Raw genomic sequence first — 23,568 nt, 5'->3', positions numbered from 1 at the left:
TTAATCTTCCTCCGATACAAAGGAATCTCGAACCCGATTCCAAAACGGGAACTGCTTAAAGCGAGCAAACCGTACCTTCTCTTTTGCTACTCTACATTGTATCGATTTTACATTTTGATAATTCTTTGTAAAGTGATCAATTTGAATTAGAAAGCTGCTATCTACCATTGGTTTTAAGAAGCAAGTATGATGTTTTGGCAGTATAAGAGGTGAACCGATAGTACGAAAAACTCGATTATTAATGGATGCATTCTCTGTTATTTGGATTGCTTCTAACGATGGATGCAGAATTGCACCTCCAAGTGCTTTATTGTATGCAGTGCTTCCAGAGGGTGTAGAAATACAGATTCCATCTCCACGAAATGTTTCAAAATGCTCACCTTTTATCTCCACATCAAAGACCACAGACGAACCATCCGCTGTTTTAATCATTGCTTCATTTAAAGCAAGAATGCGATCTTCTTTCCCGCCTGACTTTCCTCTAATAATTACTTCCAATAAAGGGTACTCCACTGTTTGGAAAGGAGTTTTTGCAATCTCTATGATCAGTCTTTCCACATCGTTTGGAGTCCAATCTGTATAAAAACCTAAATGCCCAGTATGTATCCCTATAAAAGCTGTATCTTCTAATCGATGAACATAGCGATGAAATGCTTCCAGGAATGTACCGTCTCCTCCAACAGAAATTACTAAGTCGGGGGCTTCCTTATCATAAACTAATCCAAAATCGGATAAATATTGACGCATCATTGCTTTTATTTTTTCTGAACGATCATCACCTTTTGAGACAATTTTAAAGTTCATTTATTATTTCTCCTTCGACTATTATTTACGATGAAACACTCTTTGTGCCTCATGAATTTCACTTCTTATTTTAGACATTTCTTCATCTAATTTAAAGGCTGCTTCAGCCGCCTTTTGTAATCGCAATCTAACCTTAGATGGCAGCTTTCCATCATATTTATAATTTAATGAGTGCTCATTCGTTGCCCAAAAATTCATTGCTAACGTTCGAATTTGTATCTCAGCCAATACAATCATTTCACCATGTATCGTTTCTACTGGATACTTAATAATCATATGATATGACCGGTAACCACTATCTTTTTTATGGGATACATAGTCTTTCTCTTCAACAATTTCAAAGTCATTTCTATGTTGTAGCATATCTACAATCGTATAAATATCATCAACGAATTGACAAACAACCCTTACACCAGCAATATCTTGCATTTCTCTTTCCACATTCTCTATAGCAATACCTCTGCTTTGTGCTTTTTCTATGATACTTGGTACTGGCTTCACTCTCGCTGTTACAAATTCAATTGGTGAATGACTTGACTCTTTTTCATACTGGGAACGCATCCCTTTTAACTTTACTTTTAATTCCTCGACTACTTGCTTATATGGAGCAAGTGTTGATTCCCAATTCATGGTTATCACCCTAAACGTATTCTAATAATTGCCAATCCTATTTTATCATAATCAAAATAATCAACAAGTACTATCCCCTGCTATTTAATAACGATGATAGTTATTTTTTGCATTGAAAACTGTTATTAGCCATAATAGATATAAGCTTTCTACGAATAGGAGAACAATGAAGATGTCACAAGAAATCGAAATTGAATATAAAAACTTATTAACCAAGGATGAATTTATCCAGTTGCAGCAGGATTTATCGTTCCCAACCTCATCTGTTAAACAAACGAACTATTATTTTGAAACAAAAAATTTTGATTTAAAGAAACATGGATCAGCTTTACGAATTAGAAAGAAGCAAGGGCAGTATCAATTAACCTTAAAACAACCACATGAAGATGGATTATTAGAAACTCATGATGATTTAACGGAACAAGAATTCCAAAAATGGATACACGGTGAAATAATACAAAAGCCACATACAACAAAACAATTAAGTGAAATGAATATCTCACCTACAAGTCTTAATTATGCTGGATATCTTACTACAAATCGAATGGAAATTGAATTTAATGGCACTCAATTGGTCTTAGATCATAGTAACTATTTAGGTATAGAGGATTTCGAATTAGAATTAGAATCTGCGACAAAAGAACATGGGGAAAAAGTATTTCATGGATTATTAAATAAATATCATATACCTATTCGACAAACTCCTTCTAAAATAGAGCGTTTTTTCCATCAAATGTAACGTTGACAAAAATTATGGAGAAATATTCCTCGATCAGATTGGTTGAACAACCATAACTGGGTTGCTACAATAGTTACACAAGGAGAATTGTTATGGAACAGATTGAACATCGTACTATCTATGAAGCCATTGGTGGCTATAAAACAATGAATAATATTGTTCATGCATTTTATACAAGAGTTAATGATCATCCAGATTTAAAACCAATATTTCCAGATGACTTAACAGAAACGATCAGGAGACAAATGCTGTTTCTCACGCAATTTTTCGGTGGCCCTAGACTATATGAAGAAGAAAGAGGTCATCCAATGTTACGTAGGAGACACCTTCCCTTTCCCATTACACCAACACGAAGAGATGCTTGGTTAACATGTATGGCAGCAGCTTTAGAAGAAGCTGAAATTAAAGAACCTTATCGTACAGCTATGATGGAACGATTAACACTAACTGCTAATCACATGATGAATACGCCTGAATGAGAGAAAGGAGAATCCGATGTGAGTTGGAATCAACAAGAGCTTACCAGCTCCAATCATACAAACACATCGCCCAATTATAACTATATTGATTATGTTCAGAAGCCAATAGAAATGTATGTTTTTATTGATCCTTTATGTGCAGAATGCTGGTCATTAGAACCATATATTAAAAAACTTTCTGTTGAATATGGACGTTTTTTTACCATTAGGCAAATTGTAAGTGGACAATTATCTAATCTTAATGTTGATGTATTTGAAAAACCAAAAAAATTAAAAGATATTTGGGAACGGACTGCAAAACGAACAGGAATGAGTTGTGATGGTAATATATGGGATGAAAATCCAATTGATTATCCTTATGTACCGTCCCTAGCAATAAAAGCTGCAGAACTACAAGGTAAAAAAGCTGGAAAAATGTTTGTACGTAAGCTTCAAGAGAACTTATTTATTAATAAAGAGAATATTTCTGATGAAAAAATATTGTTAAAATGTGCCACCGAAGCGAAATTGGATATTGAAGAATTTGAACGTGATTTATTTTCTTCCAGTGCAAAGAAAGCATTGCAGTGTGATTTAAAACTAACGAGAGAAATGGAAGTTGATTATATTCCAACAATCGTTTTTTTTAATCAATCTGTAGAGGATGAAGGTGTGAAAATTTCTGGACTATATCCGTACGAAATTTACGAACTCGTACTAAAAGAAATATTGCAGAAGACACCAATTCCATCATCCACACCACCTTTAATTGATTTTTTAAAACATTATCAAGTTTTGGGTACAAAAGAAATTTCCGTCGTATATGATTGGTCTTTAGATAAAACAGAAAAAGAAATGAAAAAACTCCAGTTTCAACAAATTGTGGAACGAATTCCAGCAAAGTACGGTTCATTCTGGAAATATATAGACACTAAAAAAAGCTAAGACAAATTTAAGTCTTAGCTTTTTTGAACAAAAATATAGGATATACGGGGCAGCGTATATCCTATTTCCGTCTTTGTATATCTACAAAGGGGGATGGGAGAAAGTTTCATGATCAAACAAAAGGGGTATTTGTTTGTATTCAACTTACATTTTAATATTAACAATTCATTTCTATAGATGCAACACTTATGTTCATGTTTTCACAAAAAGTTCACTTCTAATTTATTTATGAAATACATAGACTCAAATAGCTAGTTCATTACATTTCATGAAAGGAGGAAGTTGGCAAAGATGCGTAGGCGCAAAAACTATTTCCCATTTCTATTTTTTATACTTACCGTGTTAGCCTTCTTCTTAAATTTACTTGCCATGTTAGAAATGATGCCGATATATTTTACAGCTCCCCTTTTTATCATTTGTATCTATTTAACATTACAATCTATCAGTAAAATGAATACCTCATATCGATAAAAAGGATATCTTTTTTTATATCCCACATGTAACGGGAAGAAAAAAAGAGTTCGAGTAGAAACTCGAACTCTTTTTTATTAGCCCAATAATTGTTCCATCTCTGCTAATTTTTCTTCAAAGACATCCAATGCATCTAAAATGGGTTGTTTAGATATCATATCAACACCAGCTTTTTTCAATACATCGATTGGATCTTCACTACTTCCTGATTGCAAGAATTGTAAATAGCGATCATTGGCACCTTCTTTTCCTTCTAATATATTATGTGCAAGCGCAGTAGCAGCAGAGTAACCTGTGGCATATTGGTACACATAATAATTGTAATAGAAGTGAGGTATTCTGGCCCACTCTAATCCGATATATTCATCGGAAACCACATCTTCACCAAAATATTTTTTATTTAGTTCATAGTAGATTTGAGTGAATTTTTCAGCTGTTAATGCCTCTCCCTCTTGATCTTGTTTGTGAATTTCATGTTCAAATTCAGCAAACATCGTTTGACGGAACACGGTACCTCTAAACCCTTCTAAGAAATGGTTTAAAATATATAATTTTTCTTTTTCATCTTCTAAATGATTTAATAAATAATCATTTAACAATGCTTCGTTTGTCGTAGAAGCAACTTCTGCAACAAAGATAGAATAATTACCATACCTGAATGGTTGATGCTTTCTTGAGTAATAACTATGCACGGAGTGACCTAATTCATGTGCTAGCGTGAATGTATTATTAATGTCATCCTGCCAATTCATCAAGATATATGGATTTGTTCCATAAGCACCGGATGAATAAGCACCACTTCGCTTCCCTTTATTCTCTTCAACATCAATCCAACGATTCTCAAAGGCAGATTCTAATACTTTTTTATAGTCATCACCGAGTGGTTTCAGACCTTTTATTACATATTCTTTTGCTTCTTCATATGTTACCTTCATTTTCACATCTTTCACCAACGGAGTATAAAGATCATACATATGCAATTCATCTAGGTCCAATACTTTTTTACGCAACTTTGTATAACGATGCAATAATGGTAATCGTTCATTTACTGCTTCTACTAAGTTATCGTAAACCTTTTCTGGAATGTTATTATCATCTAGCGCAGATTGTCTAGCACTATCATAATTACGTACTTTTGCGCTGAAGTTATGAGACTTTACTGTACCACTTAACGTTGAAGCGAATGTATTTTTAAAGTTTTCATATGTTTGGTACACAGCATCAAACGCGCTTTTTCTAACGTCTCTATCCTTTGATTCTAAAAATGTAGAATATCTTCCGTGCGTTACTGCTACCTCTTCCCCATCTTCATTGGTGATTGATGGGAATGTTAAATCTGCGTTATTTAGCATACCAAAAGTTTGTGATCCTGTAGACATTGGTTCAGATGCTTCTGCTAGTAACGCCTCTTCTTTTTCACTTAATACGTGTGGGCGTTGTCGATTAATATCTTCAAGTACCTTCTTATATTCTTGCAATCCTTCATGTTCCTCTAAAAATTGTTGTAACTTATTTTCTTCAATGGTAAGAATCTCAGGTACAATATAACTTAAATTACTGGAGGCAATAGTTATTAAATTCTCAGCTTGCGCATTTAACCCTTGATAAAAAGAGTTTGTCGTATCCTGATCATAACGCATATGTGCATACGTGTATAGCATGCCTAAACGTTGAGAAAGCTCATCTTGCTTTTTAAATAAAGAAAATAATGTATCTGCAGACTCATGTAATCTTCCTTTAAATTCAGTTATTTCAGGGAACGATGCTCTTAATGATTTAAGCTCCTCTTTCCAAGCATCATCACTAGGGAAAATATCCTCTAATTTCCAAGTAAGATCTGTCGGTATTTCATCTCTTTTAGGTAATTCTTTACTCATGTGCACTCCTCCTTATCTTCTCTCAACATAGTATATTACTTAGTATAACGAAATAATATAGAATCATGCTCACATTTTGCCCTTTTTTTCCAAAAATAATTGAGTTATTATTTTTTCATCTCCTTTAAGCGCATCTTCTAGATGAACATACATTTCTACATTCTTTAATTTAACATACGTAGAATTTGAGGTCTTTTTTAAATAACCGAGGATTTCAAGATTTGTTAAAAAAGAATGTATTGCAGAGTATTTCTGATGAATATTTGGCAATTGTTTTATAATATTTTCATCTAATATCTTTGCACATCTTGAAATGGTTAATGTAGCAGATATGGAAAGATCTTGTATTAGATTTATAATTATTTCGGTTTGCCACATCCAAAAAGGAGTATTCATATGGATTTGCCATTTATTTGGCAAAAAGCAAATACTGGGTAAATGATGAAAAATTATGCCTTGCTCATATAATTTCCTTCTCCAGTTCATTTCCTTACCTGGATGAATAATCGGTTTATTACGTATTTGTTGAAGTTGTTCAATCCAAACTTGAGGAAATCTTAAAGAAATAGGTATATCTTTAAAGATTCTTTGGAATGGGATGGTTTGTATTGGGGCTATATTAATCGTAGCAAAAGCTTTAGTAAATTGATATGGGTAAATATGTGATAGTGAGGCAAAATGCCGAGTAGTTGGATCGAAGAAATATAGAACAGGAACTTTTTGTTGTGGAAATAAGTGAATACAAGATTGAAGAAAAGAACTTAATTTAAATTGATTATTACTCAACCTTCGAAATTGATTCATCCCAACAATCCAGATAACATGCAGATTAATTTGATTGTAAGCACTTGTTCTTTCCGCAATTTCTTCTGCAGATATTTTCGCGCATTGAAATTCAATAATAATTATCTTATTTAATACTTTTATTACCAAATCAGCTCTTCGATTGATTTGTGGAAAATATACTTCTAAATCAACTTCAATATTTTGGTCAGTTAACCATTGATAAAGCAAATATTTACCCATTTCATGATACATTCCCTCTCCGTTACCATATCTACAAAATGAATGTGGTAAGTGTGAAAAATGAGCAATTACTTTTCGACCTGATCGAATAATTACTTTAGAATTACAGGTTGGACAATAAAAAGGTTCTTTATTCTGTTTCCATTGTATGATATTTCTTTCTGATTCTTGAAACAGTATAATGAAATTACCATGTTTATTCATTGCTTTTTGCACTAAATTAATTCACCTCCCGTCTATAGACCTATTTCGACAGTTATAAAAAAAATCCTTCCAAAAAAATAAACATCCTCTTTTAATAGAGAATGTTTATTTCAAATGTAATGGAAAATGTTCCCTAATACTACTGAAGGTATCGTTTTCCATTACTTTCTTTCCGTATTCTTCTAAAACATGAATAGAAACAGATGAATCGGACGCATACTCAAGCACTTGACTGATGACATCTTCTTGTCGATTATCATCTAATACATCATAGGAGAATTCCATATACAAGTAATATTTACCGTTATAGAAATATAACGTCTCTTCTCCAAAATTCGATATATCTACGAATTGATGACTTAATTGAATTAAATCTTCAAAATCATCAAACTCAACAATAATCCATAAATTATCTTCCGTTAAGTCACCATCTTCACTATCAGATTCTTCAGATTCACTAGGGTTTTTACCGAATTTTTCACCAAGAATACTTTCTATTTTTTCATCGACAGGAATATCTACACTGCCATCTTCCGTATCTAATTCAAGATGTTCACCATTCTTAGATACTTTCGCTTTTGTAACGATAATTTCTAAACCTTTTTCCATCGCTTGCACCTGAATCCAAAGTGGTCCTTCAGGATTAAAGTCTTCTCGATAATTTACCTCATCCATCATTTGCCAAAAAAGCTGTTCACTTCTCTCGCGATTGTACCAAATTTCTTCTCTTTCAAAGCCAAGCTCTTCTATATCTAAATACGAAATGTAAAACTTAATTGTATTTTCGTTTATTCTTTCTATCTCCATATTCACGCTCTCCCTTCTTGATTATAGAAGCATCCGCTACCTACCTTCCCACATGTGCATCAAGCGTGCTTTAAAGTAAATAATAATATCCTCCATACTTCCTATCCTATAATGCATGTACCCGTTAACTATATATTTTAATCTTTAGTTGATCTCATACCTCTATTGTATGATAGTGTACGGAACGTTGGAAATTAATATGCCTATCTTTTTTGATTTTTATTTTCCATTTTTCTAACCCGCATGCAACGGATAGAGTGATGCCCACTTCTAGCGATGACGCTTAACTAAAGGGTAGTCAAGTATCCGTAAATTCTCAATTTAATTCAAGGGCTTTAAATCATACCCTTGTGCTGATATTAACATATAGTGAAGGATAACCAATCTATCTATATCCATAATAAATACAGTTTCACATTATCGATAAATATTTGCTTTAATGATACAGATAAATGCTATTTTAGAATTAATTGCTAGTTAGTTATTCTAACGTATTTCGGCTTGTTTGTCATTTTATCTAACTGAATCAATTTCATCAATAATAAAGATTGCCAATACGGCTACTTATTCGATTTTCATTACTTACGGGCATTTTTTATCAGACAAGGCTTTATTTTCACAGAAAGAAAAGCTTATTCATATGGAGCTTTAGCTGCTATCAAGTCTCCGCTGGTTATTTTTACCAAGTTAAATCTTGAAGTTGCGCTATTATAAATATGTATAACTGTTAAAAAAAGAAAAGACGCAGGAATACTCCGCATCTTTTCTAGTTTTATTAATTTATATTTAATTAACCATACGTTGTGCTTCACGCAATTGGAATGTGCGAACTGTTCTTGGTAAAAACCGACGAATCTCATCTTCATTATAACCAACTTGAAGTCGCTTTTCATCTAATATAATCGGCCTACGCAACAACCCAGGATTTTTCTGGATTAGATTGAATAAGTTTTTCATTGGCAGTTGATCAATATTTACATCCAACTTTTGGAAGACTTTTGATCTTGTGGAAATAATCTCATCCGTGCCATCCTCTGTCATCCGCAATATTTCTTTTATTTCATCGAGACTTAATGGCTCAGAAAAAATATTACGTTCTGTAAAAGGTATGTTGTGTTCTTCCAGCCACGCTCTTGCTTTCCTGCAGGAAGTACAGCTTGGTGAGGTATAAAGTGTTACCATGTAACTTCACTCCTCAATCTAATATATATTTTCGAGCTTTTTAATCAACTTATTAAATTAAAATAAGTCTAAATAACTCATATGTAGTTATTATACTACAATTAGCTACCAAAAGGTAGGGGGGTACAACAAAAATTCATTTATTTATTTATGATTCTTTTCACTTACAAGTAACATTCCCGATGCATGTTAAAATTAAACCTTTTTTCCAATTAATTTAACAAAAATGTTGAAAACGTTTTCTTCTAAATTTTCTAAAAAAACAGTAAAAAACACTTGCAAAACAAATATAAAACATTTATGATAATTTACATAACTAAACATGTTAGGAAATCTAACATTAATATTAAAGGGGTGGAGTAATGAAAAAATTGGAAGCAATTATACGTCCAGAAAAATTCCAGTCTCTACGCGATGAGTTATCTTCAATAGGAATTGGTGGATTAACTGTTACTGAAGTAGCAGGTACAGGAAAGCAAAAGGGCCAGACAGGAGTTTATCGGTCAACAGAATTTCAAATTCAATTGCTATCCAAATTAAAAGTAGAGATGGTGGTCGAAGAAAGCCAATTAGAAGAAATTGTTGATATTATTATTAAAAGTTGTAAGACAGGTAATATAGGCGACGGAAAAATTTTTGTTTCACCAGTGGAAGAAGTCATTCGAATTCGTACAGGTGAACGTGGTGTAGAAGCTGTTATATAAATTATGAAGGGGGATCACAAAAACATGATAAAGAAAATTTCACTTTTATTTATAATACTCTTACTTTTATCTACTCCTGTATATGCTGCAACACCCACTCCCGAATCATTAGAATTATCCGTTAACTTAATTTGGGTAATGTTAGGTGCATTCTTAGTATTTTTTATGCATGCAGGATTTGCTATGGTAGAATCTGGATTTACGAGATCGAAGAATACATTAAATATCCTTATGAAGAATTTCTTAACGATAAGTGTCGCTGCTATCTTATTTTTCTTAGTTGGTTATGGCATTATGTTTGGTTCTTCTTCCGGCTCTATTATAGGTAGCGATGGATTCTTACTTAGCGGAGTTAGCGAAATAGACTTTTTCGTATTCCAAGCTATGTTTGTTGCTACTTGTGCAACGATTATTTCCGGAGCAGTTGCGGAAAGAATTAAACTAGGCAGTTATATCCTGATTGTAGCAGCAATGACAACAATCATTTATCCAGTTGTTGGACATTGGGTTTGGCAAGGAGATGGATGGTTAACTGCGATAGGATTTAGTGACTTCGCTGGTTCTACTGTTGTTCACTTAACTGGAGCTGTAGGAGCGTTTGTAGTAGTACTTATACTTGGACCACGTATCGGAAAGTACAAAGGAAAGAAAGTCAATGTTATCCAAGGGCATAATTTACCTTTAGGTGCTCTAGGAGTTTTCATCCTTTGGTTAGGTTGGTTCGGTTTTAATGGAGGTAGTACATTAGCAGCAGATCCATCACTTGTACCGTATGTAATAGGAACAACTTTATTATCTACTTCTGCCGCATTAGTGTCATCTTCTTTATATACAAAAATCCGATTTAAGAAGGTAGATGCATCATTATCAATGAATGGTGTACTTGGTGGATTAGTAGGTATTACTGCAGGTGCTGCAGAAATTTCTCTTGGGGGATCAATTATTGTCGGACTAATTTCTGGTGTAGTACTTGTAGAAGGGATTCGTTTCTTAGATACAAAATTACGTATAGATGATCCAGTTGGAGCTATTGCGGTACATGGAATCTGTGGTATATGGGGTACGTTGGCAATTGGTTTATTTTCTGTTAATACCGGACTTTTCTACGGAAATGGTATTTCACAATTAGGTATCCAAGCCATTGGAGTGCTTGCAGTAATTGCTTGGGTAGCAATTACAACCGGTGGATTCGCATATGTAATGAATAAATTTTCTCCAATTCGCGTTTCAGAGGAAGAAGAAATTTCTGGACTTGATTTTGCAGAACACGGTTCTAGTGCATATAACTTTAAAGAAAGTATATTAGAAGGAACGGATAATAATTCTTCAAGCGGCCTAGCTGAACGTTTAAATAATAATATTACGATTGGAGAAACAAGTAACCAAAGTTCTTAATGTCGTTATTAAAAAATCCGAGTTATTTCCTAGAAATCAGGATGATAGCTCGGATTTTTATTTATATTATTGTGAAGACCTCTTCGTTAGTTCATCTAATAGATTAACTGCTTCACGATTCTCATCATAACTCAACACTTCTTCAGATGATTGGTATTCTTTTCCGTAAATTTCCTTATCTTTGTATGTATGAATGTCTTCATACATTTGCTTCATCTGCCCATAAATCACTTCTTCAGAATCATCATTTGGAGACCAATATAAAATTTCCATTGGAGTTTCTTCGTTTGTTGCTAAGGAACGTCGATTATAACCAATTGACTGCGCATGCTTAAATCCTTCGCGATGATAAAAATGAAGTCGTTTTTCTGAATCGGAATCCTCATAATCGACCGGCTCTACTTCAAGTATAATTGGTTTTCGTTTGTTCTTTAGCTTATCTATTAACTTATGCCCTACTCCCTGACCTCTTGTCTGAGCAGATACCCATACATAGTCAATAAAAATAAATGTATTGAACTCCGCATACATCATCACATGCTGCGGACTTTCATCTTTAAAATATACGTCGCCCTTTTCCTCAAGTAATAATTCCATATGCTTTTTTGATTTCATTTCTTCAACTGGAAAATAATCGTTTAATTTCTCATACCAATTCATTAATTTACCCCTTTTTTTGATTATTATCTCTCATTATAGCTAAGTTCATTCAAGATGTTAAATGATACCCAGTTTCTTATATACTATATCCAATTATTTATTTACACCTTATCTATTAATATATACCCGCTTGCTAAAATCAAAATCTCCCCTCTGTTTTGGTATCAGAGGAGAGTTTTATTTTATTTATTCATCTTTCCCAATCATGTAGTCTACACCTTCCGTGTATGTGTTACCTGAGTTCCATAGTAAGAATTCATTAATACCATTGTCATACAGTGCTTGTATCTGCGCTTCTACTTCATCTTTGCCATATTGGAATGTAGAACCACTATATAACCACGGTGCTTCAAAATCTTGCAACCACGGTCGAGATAACGGAGGGTTTTCTAATGCTCCTAAGACCTGATTCTCCACTTTTGAATACTCATTAATAAGATTATATGGTTCAGTATCTGGTTTTTCTATTCCGAAGTATGATGACCAATGACTCGGGTAAATCATAGAAGAAATAATATCGACATTTTCAGAAATACGAGAGAAGTTTTGTCCAATTCCTGGTGCCTCTTCTATCGTTGCAGCATACCCAAATATATCTACAGAAACATCTACATCATAATCACTTAGTTCTTCTTTTGCATAAGCCACGAAATCCGATACTGCTTCTACACGTTTCTTTATGTTATTCATATCCAAGTCTTTATAATCACCAAGAGAGTAACTTAATTCCTCATCTTTGTTTTCAAATCCTTCAGGGAAACGTACATAATCAAATTGAATCTCTTTAAAGCCCATCTCAGCTGCCATTTTTGCAACTTCTATATTATATTCCCACACTTCTTGCTCAAAAGGATTTACAAAAGACTCACCTTTTCCGTTCTCCCATACTTCTCCATTTTGAGTAAAGGACAGATCCGGACGTTTATTAGCTAGTACATTATCTTTAAATACAACTACACGAGCTATCGGATATATTTCCTCTTCTTCTAATCGTTCCATCATTTGTTCAGGGTTAGAAATAACATTAGTAGCCATATCTTCATATGGAGATCCTTCTTCAGGTATAAAAGTTAAATTCCCATGATCTTCTTTTACATCAATAACCATTGTATTTAAGTCGGTTGAATTCACAAAATCAATTAATGAATTAAACTTCTCGCCTCCAGCAGAATTACCCGTTACATAAATTCCTCGTACTGCGTCAGGATATTCGAAATTATACCCGGAATCAAAAGTAAAACGCTCTATTTTTTGCGATGTATCTATTATTTGTAAGTTGGTCGATCGTTCTTTATGTAAACTTGCTTCAACATTAATTTCTTCTTCTGCTTTTGTCGAATTTCCAAATATCATGCTAATAAATAATGTTACTACGAACACCCCAAAAAATTTCTTTTGCCAATTCCGCATATAAATCAATCTCCTGTATGTATGATAATTTTAGTATATAGGAAAAAAAACTACATTTAAATGAAAAAAGTGACATCCGTTAAAATTTTTCCCTAGTTAGCTTTTAGTATATATACTCTGCTTAGCTTTTCCTTCTATACCCTTATTATGATTATCGAAAACTCCTAAGCATTAAAAATTCTATAATACTTTCTTATACTAAGGTCATATGTAAAACCGATCATGAATAAATACCTAATGATTTAAAAATGTACAATTAAGAAATCGATTCTATAAATATGAACTTTAAAACTTGATTGCTTCTTGCTTTTTCTTTTAACTATGGATATAATAGTAAAAAATTAATATTTCAAGCGATGAAGAAGATGTAGTACTCTTTGCCCACTGATTAATAGAGAGCTTGTGTCTGGTGAAAACAAGCATCAAGGTGAATAGGAATTGGGCTTCGGAGCTTATTTAATGAAGTGATCTTGTAAATTCAAGATAATAAGGGTGGCAACGCGGTTCATTCGTCCCTAGATTTGGGGAGAATGGGCTTTTTTTAATGAATAAATTTATTGAGGTGAATAAAATGAAAACAATTTTTTCCGGCATTCAACCAAGTGGTACATTAACTATTGGAAACTATTTAGGAGCAATCCAACAATTTGTGGAATTACAAAACAATTATAATTGCTATTTCTGTATTGTGGATGAACACGCTATAACGGTACCACAAGATCGACTTGAGTTACGTAAAAATATAAAATCATTAGCGGCTTTATACATTGCATCGGGAATTGACCCAGATTCTTCTACGCTATTTATTCAATCTGAAGTACCAGAACATACCCAGTTAGGTTGGATGTTACAATCAATAAGTTATGTTGGTGAATTGGAAAGAATGACCCAGTATAAAGATAAATCACAAGGTCAAGAAGCAATTTCTTCAGCTCTCTTAACTTATCCTTCGCTTATGGCAGCTGATATCTTACTCTATAATACTGATGTTGTCCCAGTTGGTGATGATCAAAAACAGCACTTAGAGCTAACTAGAAATCTTGCCCAACGTTTTAACAATCGATTCAATGATATCTTTACTGTACCAGAAGTTCGAATTCCAAAAGTCGGTGCACGGATTATGTCTCTTCAAGAACCTAGCAAAAAAATGAGTAAATCGGATACAAATCAAAAAGGATTTATCTCTATGCTAGATGAACCCAAACGAATAGAAAAGAAAATCAAAAGCGCTGTAACCGATTCAGAAGGAATTGTAAAGTTCGATAAGAAAAATAAACCAGGAGTATCTAACCTACTGACGATTTATTCCAGTTGTACTGGTGAATCGATTGCTGATTTAGAAAAAAAATATGAAGGAAAAGGCTATGGTGATTTCAAACAAGGCGTAGCGAATGCTGTAATTGACACACTCCGCCCTATTCAAGAGAAATACGAACAATTAATTCAATCAGATGAATTAGACGCGATCCTTGATCAAGGTAGAGATAAGGCATCCTTATCGGCTGGAAAAACAATTAAAAAAGCTAAAAAGGCAATGGGGTTAGGCCGAAAATAAAGTGCAACTTCATTCTGCCGAAGTTTTGGTATAAACAAAACGGGTTTCTTCGTTCACACAATCATGAACGAGGAAACCCGTTTTTTACTTTTGATTTGAAGTATGTTGTTCATTACCCATTTCCGCTTCCCACATTCTTTCTAAAAATGCCTGTCCACGAATAAGTTTACTGCATAAATCTTCATGGGCACTACTCCAACCAATCTTCACTCCATCATATAAGGCATTCCATACTTGTTCTTCATCCATATATCGTATAGACGGATATTGCTTTGGATCCCACTCTGTTAACCAATAACGTAATTCTTCTTTATTATTAGTAGTTCTTAATTGATCTAATCCAATCATCAATAACTGCTTTAGTTGTCTTTCTTTTCTAGTCAAACCAAAAATATATTCCGGAGGCATCGAAAGCATATGGTATTCTTTGTCATGCATCTTATTATCGAATTCAAAGTTTTCTGGTTTGTTATTTTCTATCATGTCATAAACCAATTGTTCTTGACGAGGAATTAAGCGACTTTTACGGATTGGGATATAGTAACCTACTGTGTCAAATGCAAGAATATTATCACCGTCTGTTACAACAGCAGCATATTCAACAACTGTCCTCTTTTGCCCTTTTCTCGTATAGCCTCGCTTATAAATCGTATCTAATAAAGACTTTGGCAGGTCATGCATATCGTTCTCAATGTAGTGTAATAACTCTTTACTTATGTACAGCAATGGCACCTGATCAAGTAATTCAATCGTATCTTCTTTTCTCCATTCATGGAAATGACAAACATTATATCCGTTTTCTTCACCCTCAAACCAATTCACCCAAACATCATGTAAGTACAACATATCTCAGCCCTCACTTTTATACCGTTTTAAGATACATTATGACCATCAGAGTAAGATTTTATTCGAGAACTGCATGTATTTTATTTTGGATAACGTTGAAGAGTAATTAACATCAGACTTACACCAACAGGCAAAAAATAACATTCAACTCTACCAGCGACAAAAACAAAATAATCTACCCACGATAAACCAGCAGGCAAGAAATTCATATATGCAATCATCGTAACTCCGCCCGTTACCGCCATACCAAAACCTACTAAGAACAGGAACACATACCCCATCTAATCGCCTCTCATCTGCTTGTCCAAAATATAGTTTATTCTATGAATGAAAACAGAAAAGAATGCTAGATTTTCCCAAAAATAAAAAGGAGATCGGGGCAATTTATACCCTAATCTCCTTTTAAAATAATATAACGAACGATTATTTCACAAATTTTTTAAATACCAAAGCTACGTTATGTCCGCCAAATCCTAATGAATTACTTACTACTGCATCTACTGATTGTTTTCTTGCTTCATTTGGAACATAATCCAAATCACATTCTGGATCTGGTGTTTCATAATTAATTGTTGGCGGAATAATACTATCTTGAATTGCTTTAATAGATATCACGGCTTCTATCCCACCTGCAGCTCCTAATAAGTGACCGGTCATCGACTTAGTAGATGATATTGCTAAACTATTTGCATGATCTCCAAATACAGATTTAATAGCTTGAGTTTCATACTTGTCATTTAGATCTGTGCTCGTTCCATGAGCATTCACATACTGTACTTCTGAAGGTTCTAAATTGGCATCTTTTAATGCTATTTGCATTGCTCGAGTTGCCCCTTCTCCATTCTCAGCAGGTGCAGTAATATGATAAGCATCTCCAGTCGCACCATATCCGACTATCTCTCCATATATAGTTGCGTCTCTTTTCAGGGCAGATTCTAAAGACTCTAGTATCAAAATACCTGCCCCTTCTCCCATAACGAATCCATTACGATTCTTATCAAATGGACGACTTGCTTTTTGCGGATCCTCATTTGTGGATAATGCTTTTGAAGAAGAAAATCCAGCAAATGCCATATCTGATATTGGAGCCTCTGTACCACCAGATATCATTATATCTGCATCTCCACGCTGAATGGCTTTAAATGCATCTCCGATCGAATTGGCACCTGAAGCACAAGCTGTGACAGAGCAGGAATTAATTCCTTTTGCTCCTAATTGAATAGAAACTTGGCCTGCAGCCATATCTGGAATCATCATTGGTACAAAGAAAGGACTTACACGTTTTGCTCCTTTCTCCATGAACTTAGTATGTTGATCTTCCCAAGTTTTCATTCCACCAATTCCAGAACCAATCCATACACCCACTCGTTCTGCATTCTCTTCATTAATTGTTAAATTAGCATCTTCAACAGCCATTTTAGCAGCAGCAACTGCATATTGTGTAAATGGATCCATCTTACGCGAATCCTTTTTATCCATGTACTTCGTTGGATCAAAGTTTTTAACTTCTGCCGCTACTTTCGCTGGAAATAAATCTTTATTTACCTTCGTCACAAAATCTATTCCTGATTTTCCTGTCGTAACACTTTCCCACATTTCATCTACAGTATTGCCTACAGGGGTTAATGCTCCTAATCCCGTAATAACAACTCGATTATTCAATGTTTTATATCCTCCTTCCAAAATAACTGGTTACTTCCCCCATCGAAGCGCAACTGCTCCCCAGGTTAAGCCTCCACCAAATCCTACTAATACTATTAAATCATTATCTTTTATTTTACCCTCTTTCACCGCCTCAGATAAAGCCATAGGTATAGATGCAGAAGAATTGTTTCCAAACTTTTCTATGGATTTGGCCATTTTATCTTCTGATATACCTAACCTTTCTCTAGCAGCTTCCATTATACGAATATTTGCTTGATGAGGTACTAGATAGTCCACATCGTCACGTGATAAGCCTAACTGTTCAATAACTTTTATTGTAGAATCTGGCATTTGACGGACTGCAAACTTATATACTTCTCTACCATTCATGATGATATGATCATCATGATTCAGGTAAAGTTCTTTTCCACCAGCACCATTGGCCCCTAATTCAAATGACAGAATACCTTTTCCATCACTTACTTCACCGACTACAGCTGCACCTGCACCATCTCCAAATAGTACACATGTTGTGCGATCGGACCAGTCAGTAATTTTAGAGAGTTTATCTGCACCGACTACTAGTACATGTTTGTACGCACCTGTATCGATAAACTGTTTAGCAGTAATCAATCCATACATAAAACCAGCACATGCAGCACTAACATCCATAGCCGCAGCATTCTTCGCTCCAAGTTGATCTTGGATGATACAGGCAACAGATGGAAATGATGTATTTGGTGTAACCGTCGCTACTAATATTAAATCAATATCTTCTGCTTTTAAATTCGCTTCTTCTAATGCACCAAGAGCTGCGTGAAAAGCCATATCAGAAGTGTCCACTTCATCTGTTGCTAATCTTCTTTCTTTTATACCAGTTCGAGTACGAATCCATTCATCATTCGTATCTACGATTTTTTCTAAATCATTATTTGTAACAACATTTGTTGGCAAGTAATGTCCGGTTCCTAGAATACCGATATTCATTTGACAGCTCTCCCCTTTACACTCATAATTACTATCAATTATTATGACTTGGTACTAATTTTAATGTATAAAATACAAAAAATCAAGTGGATAGCTTGTCATACAATAGTTATCAATTAAAAACTCAAAAAAGCTCAGCTAGTAAGCTTTTTTGAAATTTAGTGATTAATCGTTTCATTTAATTATCTTCATTAGGGAGATTTCCCGTATCCTTAAATCGCTCAATATCATTTTTTATCTTCTCTTGGAATTCTTCTGGTATTGAATCATTCAATTCCCCGAGCTCCACAAACTCGTCCTGAAAATCAAAATTATAAATCTTACCTTGTAATTCAGATTTATCAAAAAGGTCAGTAACATGTAAATATAACCGATCTATATGCTGCAAAGTGCTTGTAAGAACAGTATTAGGAGCAAGTTTCATTTGGTTGGTCAGATACCCAATTGCAAATAATCTATCTTCTTCTGCTTTCTTAATAATTGGTTCACTAAACGAATCTCCGATCGGATAAAAAACATCAACACCTGCTTCTTTCATTTCCCCATAGACTTCTAAAGCGAGTTCAGTATTATTCCAGTCATTAAGATAACTTAACTCAATCTCTGTCATAGGATTAACATGTTTTACTCCTTCGTAAAATCCTTCTATTTCAGGCTGCCAAGAATGCGCAGCAATGATTCCAACTTCATTATTTGTAGACATTTGTCCAGCAACCATACCTGCGAAGAACCCCATAGCATGTCCATCAAAATTTAAGGAGGTAACATTACTTTTTACCTCCCCGCCATTCATATAAACAAAATGAACATCCGGGTAACTATCTGACAATTCCATGAAATACTCTCCATACATGTTACTATGTCCAAAAATAAGATTGACACCGTCTTGGACAAGTTCATCTACAGCAACTCTAACATCTTGCATTGATTGAATATTTTCTTTGTAAAAAACATCTATTTGATATTGATCTTCAATATCTTGCATGCCTTCATATCCAGTTTTTGTCCAAGGATTTGCATCAATATCCGTCTCTACAAGAAAACCTACATTTTGTATTTTTCCAGATTCAAAATAAGAACAAGCGGAAAGAGTGCATACAAAAACAAATAAAATTGCTATGAATAATTTCTTCAAATAACACACTCCATTCCAATTTACTATAATTTATAAACTATTTTTGAAACTGCTCATAATGATTCTTTAATGACTGTATAACTGTGTCTATACTTCTATTTTTACGGAGAAATATCTTTTTTTCAACTTTCTTGTTCGAAATCTTTTCCTGTTTAGGAAAAACTTGAAAACAAATAGGTAAATTATCCATTTGTATCCAATGTAATAAAGCATTTACGAAATCAACAATATAAATTGCTTGTTCTTTAAAATATTTGGAATCAAATCGAATAAACTCATCATTTCTGTAAACTCCTTGTTCATTCATGTTCATCCATTCACCCACCAATAAGGATGGATAGATGCAGGTCATTGTCTGCGTGGCAGATTCAATTCTTTTGTCATTGTTTGTTGATATAGTTATCCAATGCTTCACACCTTTTGGCAATTCAGTAATAAAATCATCTATGATGATACCGATCTCGTACTCTTTCTTGGTTTGTAAGGTAACTTCCTCATATAAACTATTTCTCCCAAAATACATTTCTAAATCACCTGGTTCATCATGATCAATAACGCCATCAACCAGGAATCCTTCCATCAGTAGTGCATCTACTATATGATATCCTACCCAACTATTACAGTTTACAATCAATAATCTCATTACTACCTCTCCTTCCTATATAACACAAATATTTATAGATTTATTGAATAATTCATAAGCAAAATAATAGAATACGTGTTAGAATATAACTGTTAATGAAGTGTATGTGTTTATAGCTAGTTTGATTATAGTTGAGTGAGGTGTTTAATAATGCGCTACATAATGACAATCTTTTGGTCATTTCTAATTGCCGCTGCTGTTTCTTATGTACTTTCAAGTATGGGTGGAGAACCTTTCTTGATTCAAAATGCGATCATACTCACAGCAATTTTTTCTATCGTTGTATTTGTACTTGGGGATGGCATTTTAAAAGAAAAAGCTGAATAAAATTGGAGAAACCCTTGCCTTCCAGCAAAGTTGGCAAGGGTTTTCCTTATTAATACCAAGGAAGTACACTGATTGCCGTCAATGCAGCGAGAGGTAAAATCAAACGATTAAACCTTCTCCTTCCATACCCAGGATATCCAAAACCGGGATACCCAAATCCACCATATCCTGGCCAAAAAACACGATGGTCATACGAATTATTTTCTTGCGAGTAATCAATTGGAACTGCAAGGTGGACATTTTCTTTATCCACACCTGTAACAATACCATCTATCTGAGAACCATCATTCATTTGTATTAATACATATAAGTGAATATGCTCGTTACATTGGTCATACATTGTTTTATTAGTCATTTTTTATCCTCCTCCATGATAGCCTATGCATTTTCATGTGGAGTGGTGAAAAGAATCAAGAAAATTGAATGAAGGAGTTAGAATCATGAATGTGTTTGAAAATTTTTGGACAATCGTGCATTATTTTATACTTGGTCTTGTTCAAGGTATCACGGAGCCAATTCCAATCTCTTCTAGTGGACATATAATCATCTTTCGAGAGTTATTTGGAATTGAAGCACGAGGCTTATCGTTTGAGATATTTGTAAACTTAGCCTCACTACTTGCCGTATTAATCATTTATCGTAAAGACATTGTTCGATTAGCAGTAAATAGTTGGAACTTCATATTCAAGCAAGAAAAAGAATCAAAAAGTGATTTTATGTTTGTAGTTTATCTTGTGATTGCAACAATTCCAGTTGGAATTGTTGGTGTACTATTTGGAGATGAAATTGGAGCATTTATTGGCGAAGATGGTACAACTGTGGTTGGAATAACATTGCTAATAACCGCTGCCGCAATATGGATGATTCGTAATTTACGCGGAAGAAAGATAGAAGGAGATTTATCTACAAAAGATGCTGTTATAGTAGGACTAGCACAAGCTGTTGCAGTTACACCTGGTATAAGTAGATCAGGAGCTACATTAGTAGCATCTATGTTAATGGGTATGAAACAAGATACAGCATTACGGTTTTCATTCCTATTATATATCCCTGTTAGTTTAGGATCTTCTGTATTAGAGATTCCAAATATTGTACGAGACCCTCATGTCCAAGAATTATGGATACCATATTTAATTGCTTTTATTACTGCGTTTATCGCATCTTATTTTGCCTTAAAATGGTTTATGAACATAATGCGACATGGAAACCTTAAGTATTTCGCATACTACTGTGTGATTGTCGGTTTATTAGTATTAATATTCCTATAAAATACTTTAAGACCTCAAAACAAGTTTATGATACTTGTTTTGAGGTCTTTTTATGGAACTAAAAGGTGCAAATTTTTATCGTTTGCAAAAACTTGTATTTATAAATTATTTACAAAAGCTATTTACATTACATAGCAAGAGGTATAGAATAGTTCAAGTGATTTTATTTACCTAGGTAATTAATTAGGGGGATAGCATGGGAAATATAGAGAGCAAAGATATTCTACACTTATATAATCAAAAATATCGTTATTTCCAAAAAGAGATGAATCAGCGCCTTCGAAAATATGATTTGTATGCCTCGCAATGGACAATCTTGTATTGTCTTGATCAGTCGGGACCAATAACTCAGACAGATATATGGAAATATCTAAATATAGAAGCTCCTACTGTAACTCGAACTTTATCTAGACTTGAAAAAAATGGATGGGTGGAGCGACTACCTGGTCAAGATAAACGAGAAAAAATGATTTATTTAACCGAAGAAGCCAAGACAGAATTACCAAAAATAAAAAGAACAATGAAACAATTTGATGATGATATGCTTCATCGTTTAGATCAAGGTGAGCGGAAATTATTATATCAACTACTTAGTAAATTAACATCAGAGGTGTAATAAAATGAATCTCGAAAAAATTTGGACTAAAAGTTTTATCAGTATATCTCTCGTACAACTTTTAATATTTTTATCTTTCTATGCGTTATTAACCACTCTTCCTATTTATGTAATTGATCAATTTGGAGGTAACGAGGCTGAAGGTGGTTTAATCGTAACAGCAATGTTGCTCGCTGCTATCATTGTTCGATTCTTTTCGGCAAAATTATTAGACAAAATCGGGAAAAAACGAGGACTAGTCATAAGTGTTGCTGTATTTATGATTACCTCTTTTTTATACCTATTTACTGAATCCTATACTTCTCTATTAGCTTTACGTTTTTTCCATGGCTTCTCATTTGGAATTATCACTACTGCTACAGGAGCGATTGCCGCTGATATCATTCCAGCTTCTCGTAAAGGTGCAGGGTTAGGCTATTTTGCTATGGCAATGAATGTAGCAGTTGTATTAGGACCATTTCTCGGTCTCACGATGATTCAATATGTAAGCTTTCAAACATTATTCCTTATTTTAGGCGTTTTAATGATAGTTGCACTAATTAACTCCATGATGGTTCAGGTTGAAGAAAAAATTGTACTAAAAGATAATGATAAAAAACGCCTATCTATTCACGATTTTATTGAGATACGTGCATTGCCAATTGCTATAATTGCAAGTTTAGCATCATTATCCTATGCCAGTGTAATGTCATTTATATCTGTATATGCTACTTCTATAGGTCTTGCATCAACGGCAAGTTTCTTTTTCTTAGTTTTTGCAGCAGTAATGCTGATAACTAGACCTTATATAGGTAGAAGTTTTGACCTTAAAGGACCTAGATTTGTACTTTTACCTTGTTTAACTTTCTTTGCAATTGGTTTAATTACATTAAGTGTAACGAATAGCTCCTGGATGTTGCTATTTGCGGCAGGATTAATTGGTTTAGGATATGGTTCTATCCTACCTGGTTTCCAAACCATCGCAATACAAATTTCTCCCGACAGTCGAAGCTCTCATGCAACATCAACCTTTTTTATTCTTTATGATTTAGGCATAGCTATTGGATCTTTTGTATGGGGGTTAATTGTTTCAGGAATTGGCTTTTCAAATGTATACTTAGTTGCCGCAGCAATGGTTGTCGTAGCTCTGTTCCTTTTCGAATTTTACTATAGAAGATCTTCCAAAAAAGAAGAAAAATATGCAAACGCACAATGAACAATAAGTCAACACATTAAAAAAACACTGCTAAATTTAA

At 33.9% G+C, this 23,568-nt stretch carries 25 protein-coding genes and 1 other annotated feature; of the genes, 10 read left to right on the top strand and 15 right to left on the bottom strand.

Going from position 1 to position 23,568, the window contains the following annotated elements; genetic code table 11:
• Both C794_RS06675 and yjbM read right to left on the bottom strand, forming a co-directional pair.
• Nucleotides 1-804: an NAD kinase gene (locus tag C794_RS06675; RefSeq protein ID WP_017796355.1), complete on the bottom strand. Its 804-nt coding sequence runs from the start codon at nucleotides 802-804 to the stop codon at nucleotides 1-3.
• Nucleotides 805-825: 21 nt separating this feature from the next.
• Entirely contained in the window at nucleotides 826-1,434 is a 609-nt protein-coding gene (gene yjbM / locus C794_RS06670) for a GTP diphosphokinase (RefSeq protein ID WP_017796354.1), read from the bottom strand.
• A 172-nt stretch (nucleotides 1,435-1,606) separates the two neighbouring features.
• On the opposite strand from yjbM, the gene C794_RS06665 reads away from it, so the two are divergent.
• The 3 genes from C794_RS06665 (at nucleotide 1,607) to C794_RS06655 (ending at nucleotide 3,576) form a co-directional block, all read left to right on the top strand.
• Entirely contained in the window at nucleotides 1,607-2,173 is a 567-nt protein-coding gene (locus tag C794_RS06665) for a CYTH domain-containing protein (RefSeq protein ID WP_017796353.1), read from the top strand.
• A gap of 92 nt (nucleotides 2,174-2,265) precedes the next feature.
• Nucleotides 2,266-2,652, top strand: coding sequence for a globin domain-containing protein (locus tag C794_RS06660; RefSeq protein ID WP_017796352.1), 387 nt, complete (start codon nucleotides 2,266-2,268; stop codon nucleotides 2,650-2,652).
• A gap of 18 nt (nucleotides 2,653-2,670) precedes the next feature.
• On the top strand, nucleotides 2,671-3,576 hold the full coding sequence (locus C794_RS06655; RefSeq protein ID WP_017796351.1) for a ClpXP adapter SpxH family protein: 906 nt from the start codon (nucleotides 2,671-2,673) through the stop codon (nucleotides 3,574-3,576).
• Nucleotides 3,577-4,124: 548 nt separating this feature from the next.
• Here the strand turns inward: C794_RS06655 and pepF are convergent.
• The 4 genes from pepF to spxA form a co-directional block, all read right to left on the bottom strand.
• Nucleotides 4,125-5,924 (bottom strand): oligoendopeptidase F, encoded by a 1,800-nt coding sequence (gene pepF / locus C794_RS06650; RefSeq protein WP_017796350.1) that lies wholly within the window; start codon nucleotides 5,922-5,924, stop codon nucleotides 4,125-4,127.
• A gap of 69 nt (nucleotides 5,925-5,993) precedes the next feature.
• Nucleotides 5,994-7,166: a competence protein CoiA family protein gene (locus C794_RS06645; RefSeq protein ID WP_017796349.1), complete on the bottom strand. Its 1,173-nt coding sequence runs from the start codon at nucleotides 7,164-7,166 to the stop codon at nucleotides 5,994-5,996.
• A 93-nt stretch (nucleotides 7,167-7,259) separates the two neighbouring features.
• Nucleotides 7,260-7,961 carry an adaptor protein MecA gene (gene mecA / locus C794_RS06640; RefSeq protein ID WP_017796348.1) on the bottom strand — a complete coding sequence of 234 codons (702 nt, stop codon included), beginning with the start codon at nucleotides 7,959-7,961 and terminating at the stop codon, nucleotides 7,260-7,262.
• A gap of 786 nt (nucleotides 7,962-8,747) precedes the next feature.
• Nucleotides 8,748-9,143 (bottom strand): transcriptional regulator SpxA, encoded by a 396-nt coding sequence (gene spxA / locus C794_RS06635; RefSeq protein ID WP_011065612.1) that lies wholly within the window; start codon nucleotides 9,141-9,143, stop codon nucleotides 8,748-8,750.
• Nucleotides 9,144-9,505: 362 nt separating this feature from the next.
• On the opposite strand from spxA, the gene C794_RS06630 reads away from it, so the two are divergent.
• Nucleotides 9,506-9,847: a P-II family nitrogen regulator gene (locus tag C794_RS06630; protein WP_017796347.1), complete on the top strand. Its 342-nt coding sequence runs from the start codon at nucleotides 9,506-9,508 to the stop codon at nucleotides 9,845-9,847.
• 24 nt (nucleotides 9,848-9,871) lie between these two features.
• Nucleotides 9,872-11,242, top strand: a complete 1,371-nt coding sequence (locus C794_RS06625) for an ammonium transporter (RefSeq protein ID WP_017796346.1) — start codon at nucleotides 9,872-9,874, stop codon at nucleotides 11,240-11,242.
• Between the two features lie 66 nt (nucleotides 11,243-11,308).
• Here C794_RS06625 and C794_RS06620 read toward each other — a convergent pair whose 3' ends face one another.
• Entirely contained in the window at nucleotides 11,309-11,902 is a 594-nt protein-coding gene (locus tag C794_RS06620; protein ID WP_017796345.1) for a GNAT family N-acetyltransferase, read from the bottom strand.
• 186 nt (nucleotides 11,903-12,088) lie between these two features.
• Nucleotides 12,089-13,312: a putative glycoside hydrolase gene (locus C794_RS06615; protein WP_017796344.1), complete on the bottom strand. Its 1,224-nt coding sequence runs from the start codon at nucleotides 13,310-13,312 to the stop codon at nucleotides 12,089-12,091.
• A 347-nt stretch (nucleotides 13,313-13,659) separates the two neighbouring features.
• Nucleotides 13,660-13,832 (top strand) — a binding site (T-box leader).
• A gap of 51 nt (nucleotides 13,833-13,883) precedes the next feature.
• Between C794_RS06615 and trpS the strand changes: the two genes are divergently transcribed.
• The gene (gene trpS / locus C794_RS06610; RefSeq protein ID WP_026133742.1) at nucleotides 13,884-14,867 is read left to right on the top strand and encodes a tryptophan--tRNA ligase; all 984 of its coding nucleotides are present in this window, start codon (nucleotides 13,884-13,886) and stop codon (nucleotides 14,865-14,867) included.
• 84 nt (nucleotides 14,868-14,951) lie between these two features.
• Here the strand turns inward: trpS and C794_RS06605 are convergent, their stop codons facing one another.
• From C794_RS06605 to C794_RS06580, 6 genes are all read right to left on the bottom strand, one after another.
• Nucleotides 14,952-15,713 (bottom strand): YjbA family protein, encoded by a 762-nt coding sequence (locus tag C794_RS06605; RefSeq protein WP_017796342.1) that lies wholly within the window; start codon nucleotides 15,711-15,713, stop codon nucleotides 14,952-14,954.
• 80 nt (nucleotides 15,714-15,793) lie between these two features.
• Entirely contained in the window at nucleotides 15,794-15,994 is a 201-nt protein-coding gene (locus tag C794_RS06600; RefSeq protein WP_017796341.1) for a YuzI family membrane protein, read from the bottom strand.
• Nucleotides 15,995-16,136: 142 nt separating this feature from the next.
• Entirely contained in the window at nucleotides 16,137-17,375 is a 1,239-nt protein-coding gene (gene fabF, locus C794_RS06595) for a beta-ketoacyl-ACP synthase II (protein WP_017796340.1), read from the bottom strand.
• A 30-nt stretch (nucleotides 17,376-17,405) separates the two neighbouring features.
• Nucleotides 17,406-18,344: a beta-ketoacyl-ACP synthase III gene (locus C794_RS06590; protein ID WP_017796339.1), complete on the bottom strand. Its 939-nt coding sequence runs from the start codon at nucleotides 18,342-18,344 to the stop codon at nucleotides 17,406-17,408.
• Nucleotides 18,345-18,522: 178 nt separating this feature from the next.
• On the bottom strand, nucleotides 18,523-19,488 hold the full coding sequence (locus C794_RS06585; RefSeq protein ID WP_230199321.1) for a BMP family ABC transporter substrate-binding protein: 966 nt from the start codon (nucleotides 19,486-19,488) through the stop codon (nucleotides 18,523-18,525).
• Nucleotides 19,489-19,516: 28 nt separating this feature from the next.
• Entirely contained in the window at nucleotides 19,517-20,122 is a 606-nt protein-coding gene (locus tag C794_RS06580; protein WP_017796337.1) for a hypothetical protein, read from the bottom strand.
• Nucleotides 20,123-20,272: 150 nt separating this feature from the next.
• Between C794_RS06580 and C794_RS20355 the strand changes: the two genes are divergently transcribed.
• A complete protein-coding gene (locus tag C794_RS20355; RefSeq protein WP_017796336.1) occupies nucleotides 20,273-20,449 on the top strand; it encodes a YjzD family protein in 177 nt (58 codons plus the stop codon).
• Between the two features lie 49 nt (nucleotides 20,450-20,498).
• Here the strand turns inward: C794_RS20355 and C794_RS06570 are convergent, their stop codons facing one another.
• Nucleotides 20,499-20,804 carry a hypothetical protein gene (locus C794_RS06570; protein WP_017796335.1) on the bottom strand — a complete coding sequence of 102 codons (306 nt, stop codon included), beginning with the start codon at nucleotides 20,802-20,804 and terminating at the stop codon, nucleotides 20,499-20,501.
• 85 nt (nucleotides 20,805-20,889) lie between these two features.
• Here C794_RS06570 and C794_RS06565 point away from each other — a divergent pair, with 85 nt between their 5' ends.
• From C794_RS06565 to C794_RS06555, 3 genes are all read left to right on the top strand, one after another.
• Entirely contained in the window at nucleotides 20,890-21,717 is an 828-nt protein-coding gene (locus C794_RS06565) for an undecaprenyl-diphosphate phosphatase (RefSeq protein ID WP_017796334.1), read from the top strand.
• 196 nt (nucleotides 21,718-21,913) lie between these two features.
• Complete coding sequence (locus C794_RS06560; protein WP_017796333.1) at nucleotides 21,914-22,333, top strand: MarR family winged helix-turn-helix transcriptional regulator; 420 nt, start codon at nucleotides 21,914-21,916, stop codon at nucleotides 22,331-22,333.
• 4 nt (nucleotides 22,334-22,337) lie between these two features.
• Nucleotides 22,338-23,528 (top strand): MFS transporter, encoded by a 1,191-nt coding sequence (locus tag C794_RS06555; RefSeq protein ID WP_017796332.1) that lies wholly within the window; start codon nucleotides 22,338-22,340, stop codon nucleotides 23,526-23,528.
• Nucleotides 23,529-23,568: the final 40 nt, after the last annotated feature.

Source organism: Oceanobacillus kimchii X50, from assembly GCF_000340475.1.
GTDB lineage: Bacteria > Bacillota > Bacilli > Bacillales > Amphibacillaceae > Oceanobacillus > Oceanobacillus kimchii.
The sequence above is the reverse complement of the archived record's forward strand: the minus strand, read 5'-3'. Positions and strand labels throughout refer to the sequence as shown.

Excerpts from the sequence above, each read along its gene's own strand:
- C794_RS06675 (WP_017796355.1), bottom strand. The coding sequence starts at position 804 with ATGAACTTTAAAATTGTCTCAAAAGGTGATGATCGTTCAGAAAAAATA.
- yjbM (WP_017796354.1), bottom strand. The coding sequence starts at position 1,434 with ATGAATTGGGAATCAACACTTGCTCCATATAAGCAAGTAGTCGAGGAA.
- C794_RS06665 (WP_017796353.1), top strand. The coding sequence starts at position 1,607 with ATGTCACAAGAAATCGAAATTGAATATAAAAACTTATTAACCAAGGAT.
- C794_RS06660 (WP_017796352.1), top strand. The coding sequence starts at position 2,266 with ATGGAACAGATTGAACATCGTACTATCTATGAAGCCATTGGTGGCTAT.
- pepF (WP_017796350.1), bottom strand. The coding sequence starts at position 5,924 with ATGAGTAAAGAATTACCTAAAAGAGATGAAATACCGACAGATCTTACT.
- mecA (WP_017796348.1), bottom strand. The coding sequence starts at position 7,961 with ATGGAGATAGAAAGAATAAACGAAAATACAATTAAGTTTTACATTTCG.
- spxA (WP_011065612.1), bottom strand. The coding sequence starts at position 9,143 with ATGGTAACACTTTATACCTCACCAAGCTGTACTTCCTGCAGGAAAGCA.
- C794_RS06630 (WP_017796347.1), top strand. The coding sequence starts at position 9,506 with ATGAAAAAATTGGAAGCAATTATACGTCCAGAAAAATTCCAGTCTCTA.
- C794_RS06625 (WP_017796346.1), top strand. The coding sequence starts at position 9,872 with ATGATAAAGAAAATTTCACTTTTATTTATAATACTCTTACTTTTATCT.
- C794_RS06620 (WP_017796345.1), bottom strand. The coding sequence starts at position 11,902 with ATGAATTGGTATGAGAAATTAAACGATTATTTTCCAGTTGAAGAAATG.
- C794_RS06615 (WP_017796344.1), bottom strand. The coding sequence starts at position 13,312 with ATGCGGAATTGGCAAAAGAAATTTTTTGGGGTGTTCGTAGTAACATTA.
- trpS (WP_026133742.1), top strand. The coding sequence starts at position 13,884 with ATGAAAACAATTTTTTCCGGCATTCAACCAAGTGGTACATTAACTATT.
- C794_RS06605 (WP_017796342.1), bottom strand. The coding sequence starts at position 15,713 with ATGTTGTACTTACATGATGTTTGGGTGAATTGGTTTGAGGGTGAAGAA.
- C794_RS06600 (WP_017796341.1), bottom strand. The coding sequence starts at position 15,994 with ATGGGGTATGTGTTCCTGTTCTTAGTAGGTTTTGGTATGGCGGTAACG.
- C794_RS06590 (WP_017796339.1), bottom strand. The coding sequence starts at position 18,344 with ATGAATATCGGTATTCTAGGAACCGGACATTACTTGCCAACAAATGTT.
- C794_RS06580 (WP_017796337.1), bottom strand. The coding sequence starts at position 20,122 with ATGAGATTATTGATTGTAAACTGTAATAGTTGGGTAGGATATCATATA.
- C794_RS20355 (WP_017796336.1), top strand. The coding sequence starts at position 20,273 with ATGCGCTACATAATGACAATCTTTTGGTCATTTCTAATTGCCGCTGCT.
- C794_RS06570 (WP_017796335.1), bottom strand. The coding sequence starts at position 20,804 with ATGACTAATAAAACAATGTATGACCAATGTAACGAGCATATTCACTTA.
- C794_RS06565 (WP_017796334.1), top strand. The coding sequence starts at position 20,890 with ATGAATGTGTTTGAAAATTTTTGGACAATCGTGCATTATTTTATACTT.
- C794_RS06560 (WP_017796333.1), top strand. The coding sequence starts at position 21,914 with ATGGGAAATATAGAGAGCAAAGATATTCTACACTTATATAATCAAAAA.
- C794_RS06555 (WP_017796332.1), top strand. The coding sequence starts at position 22,338 with ATGAATCTCGAAAAAATTTGGACTAAAAGTTTTATCAGTATATCTCTC.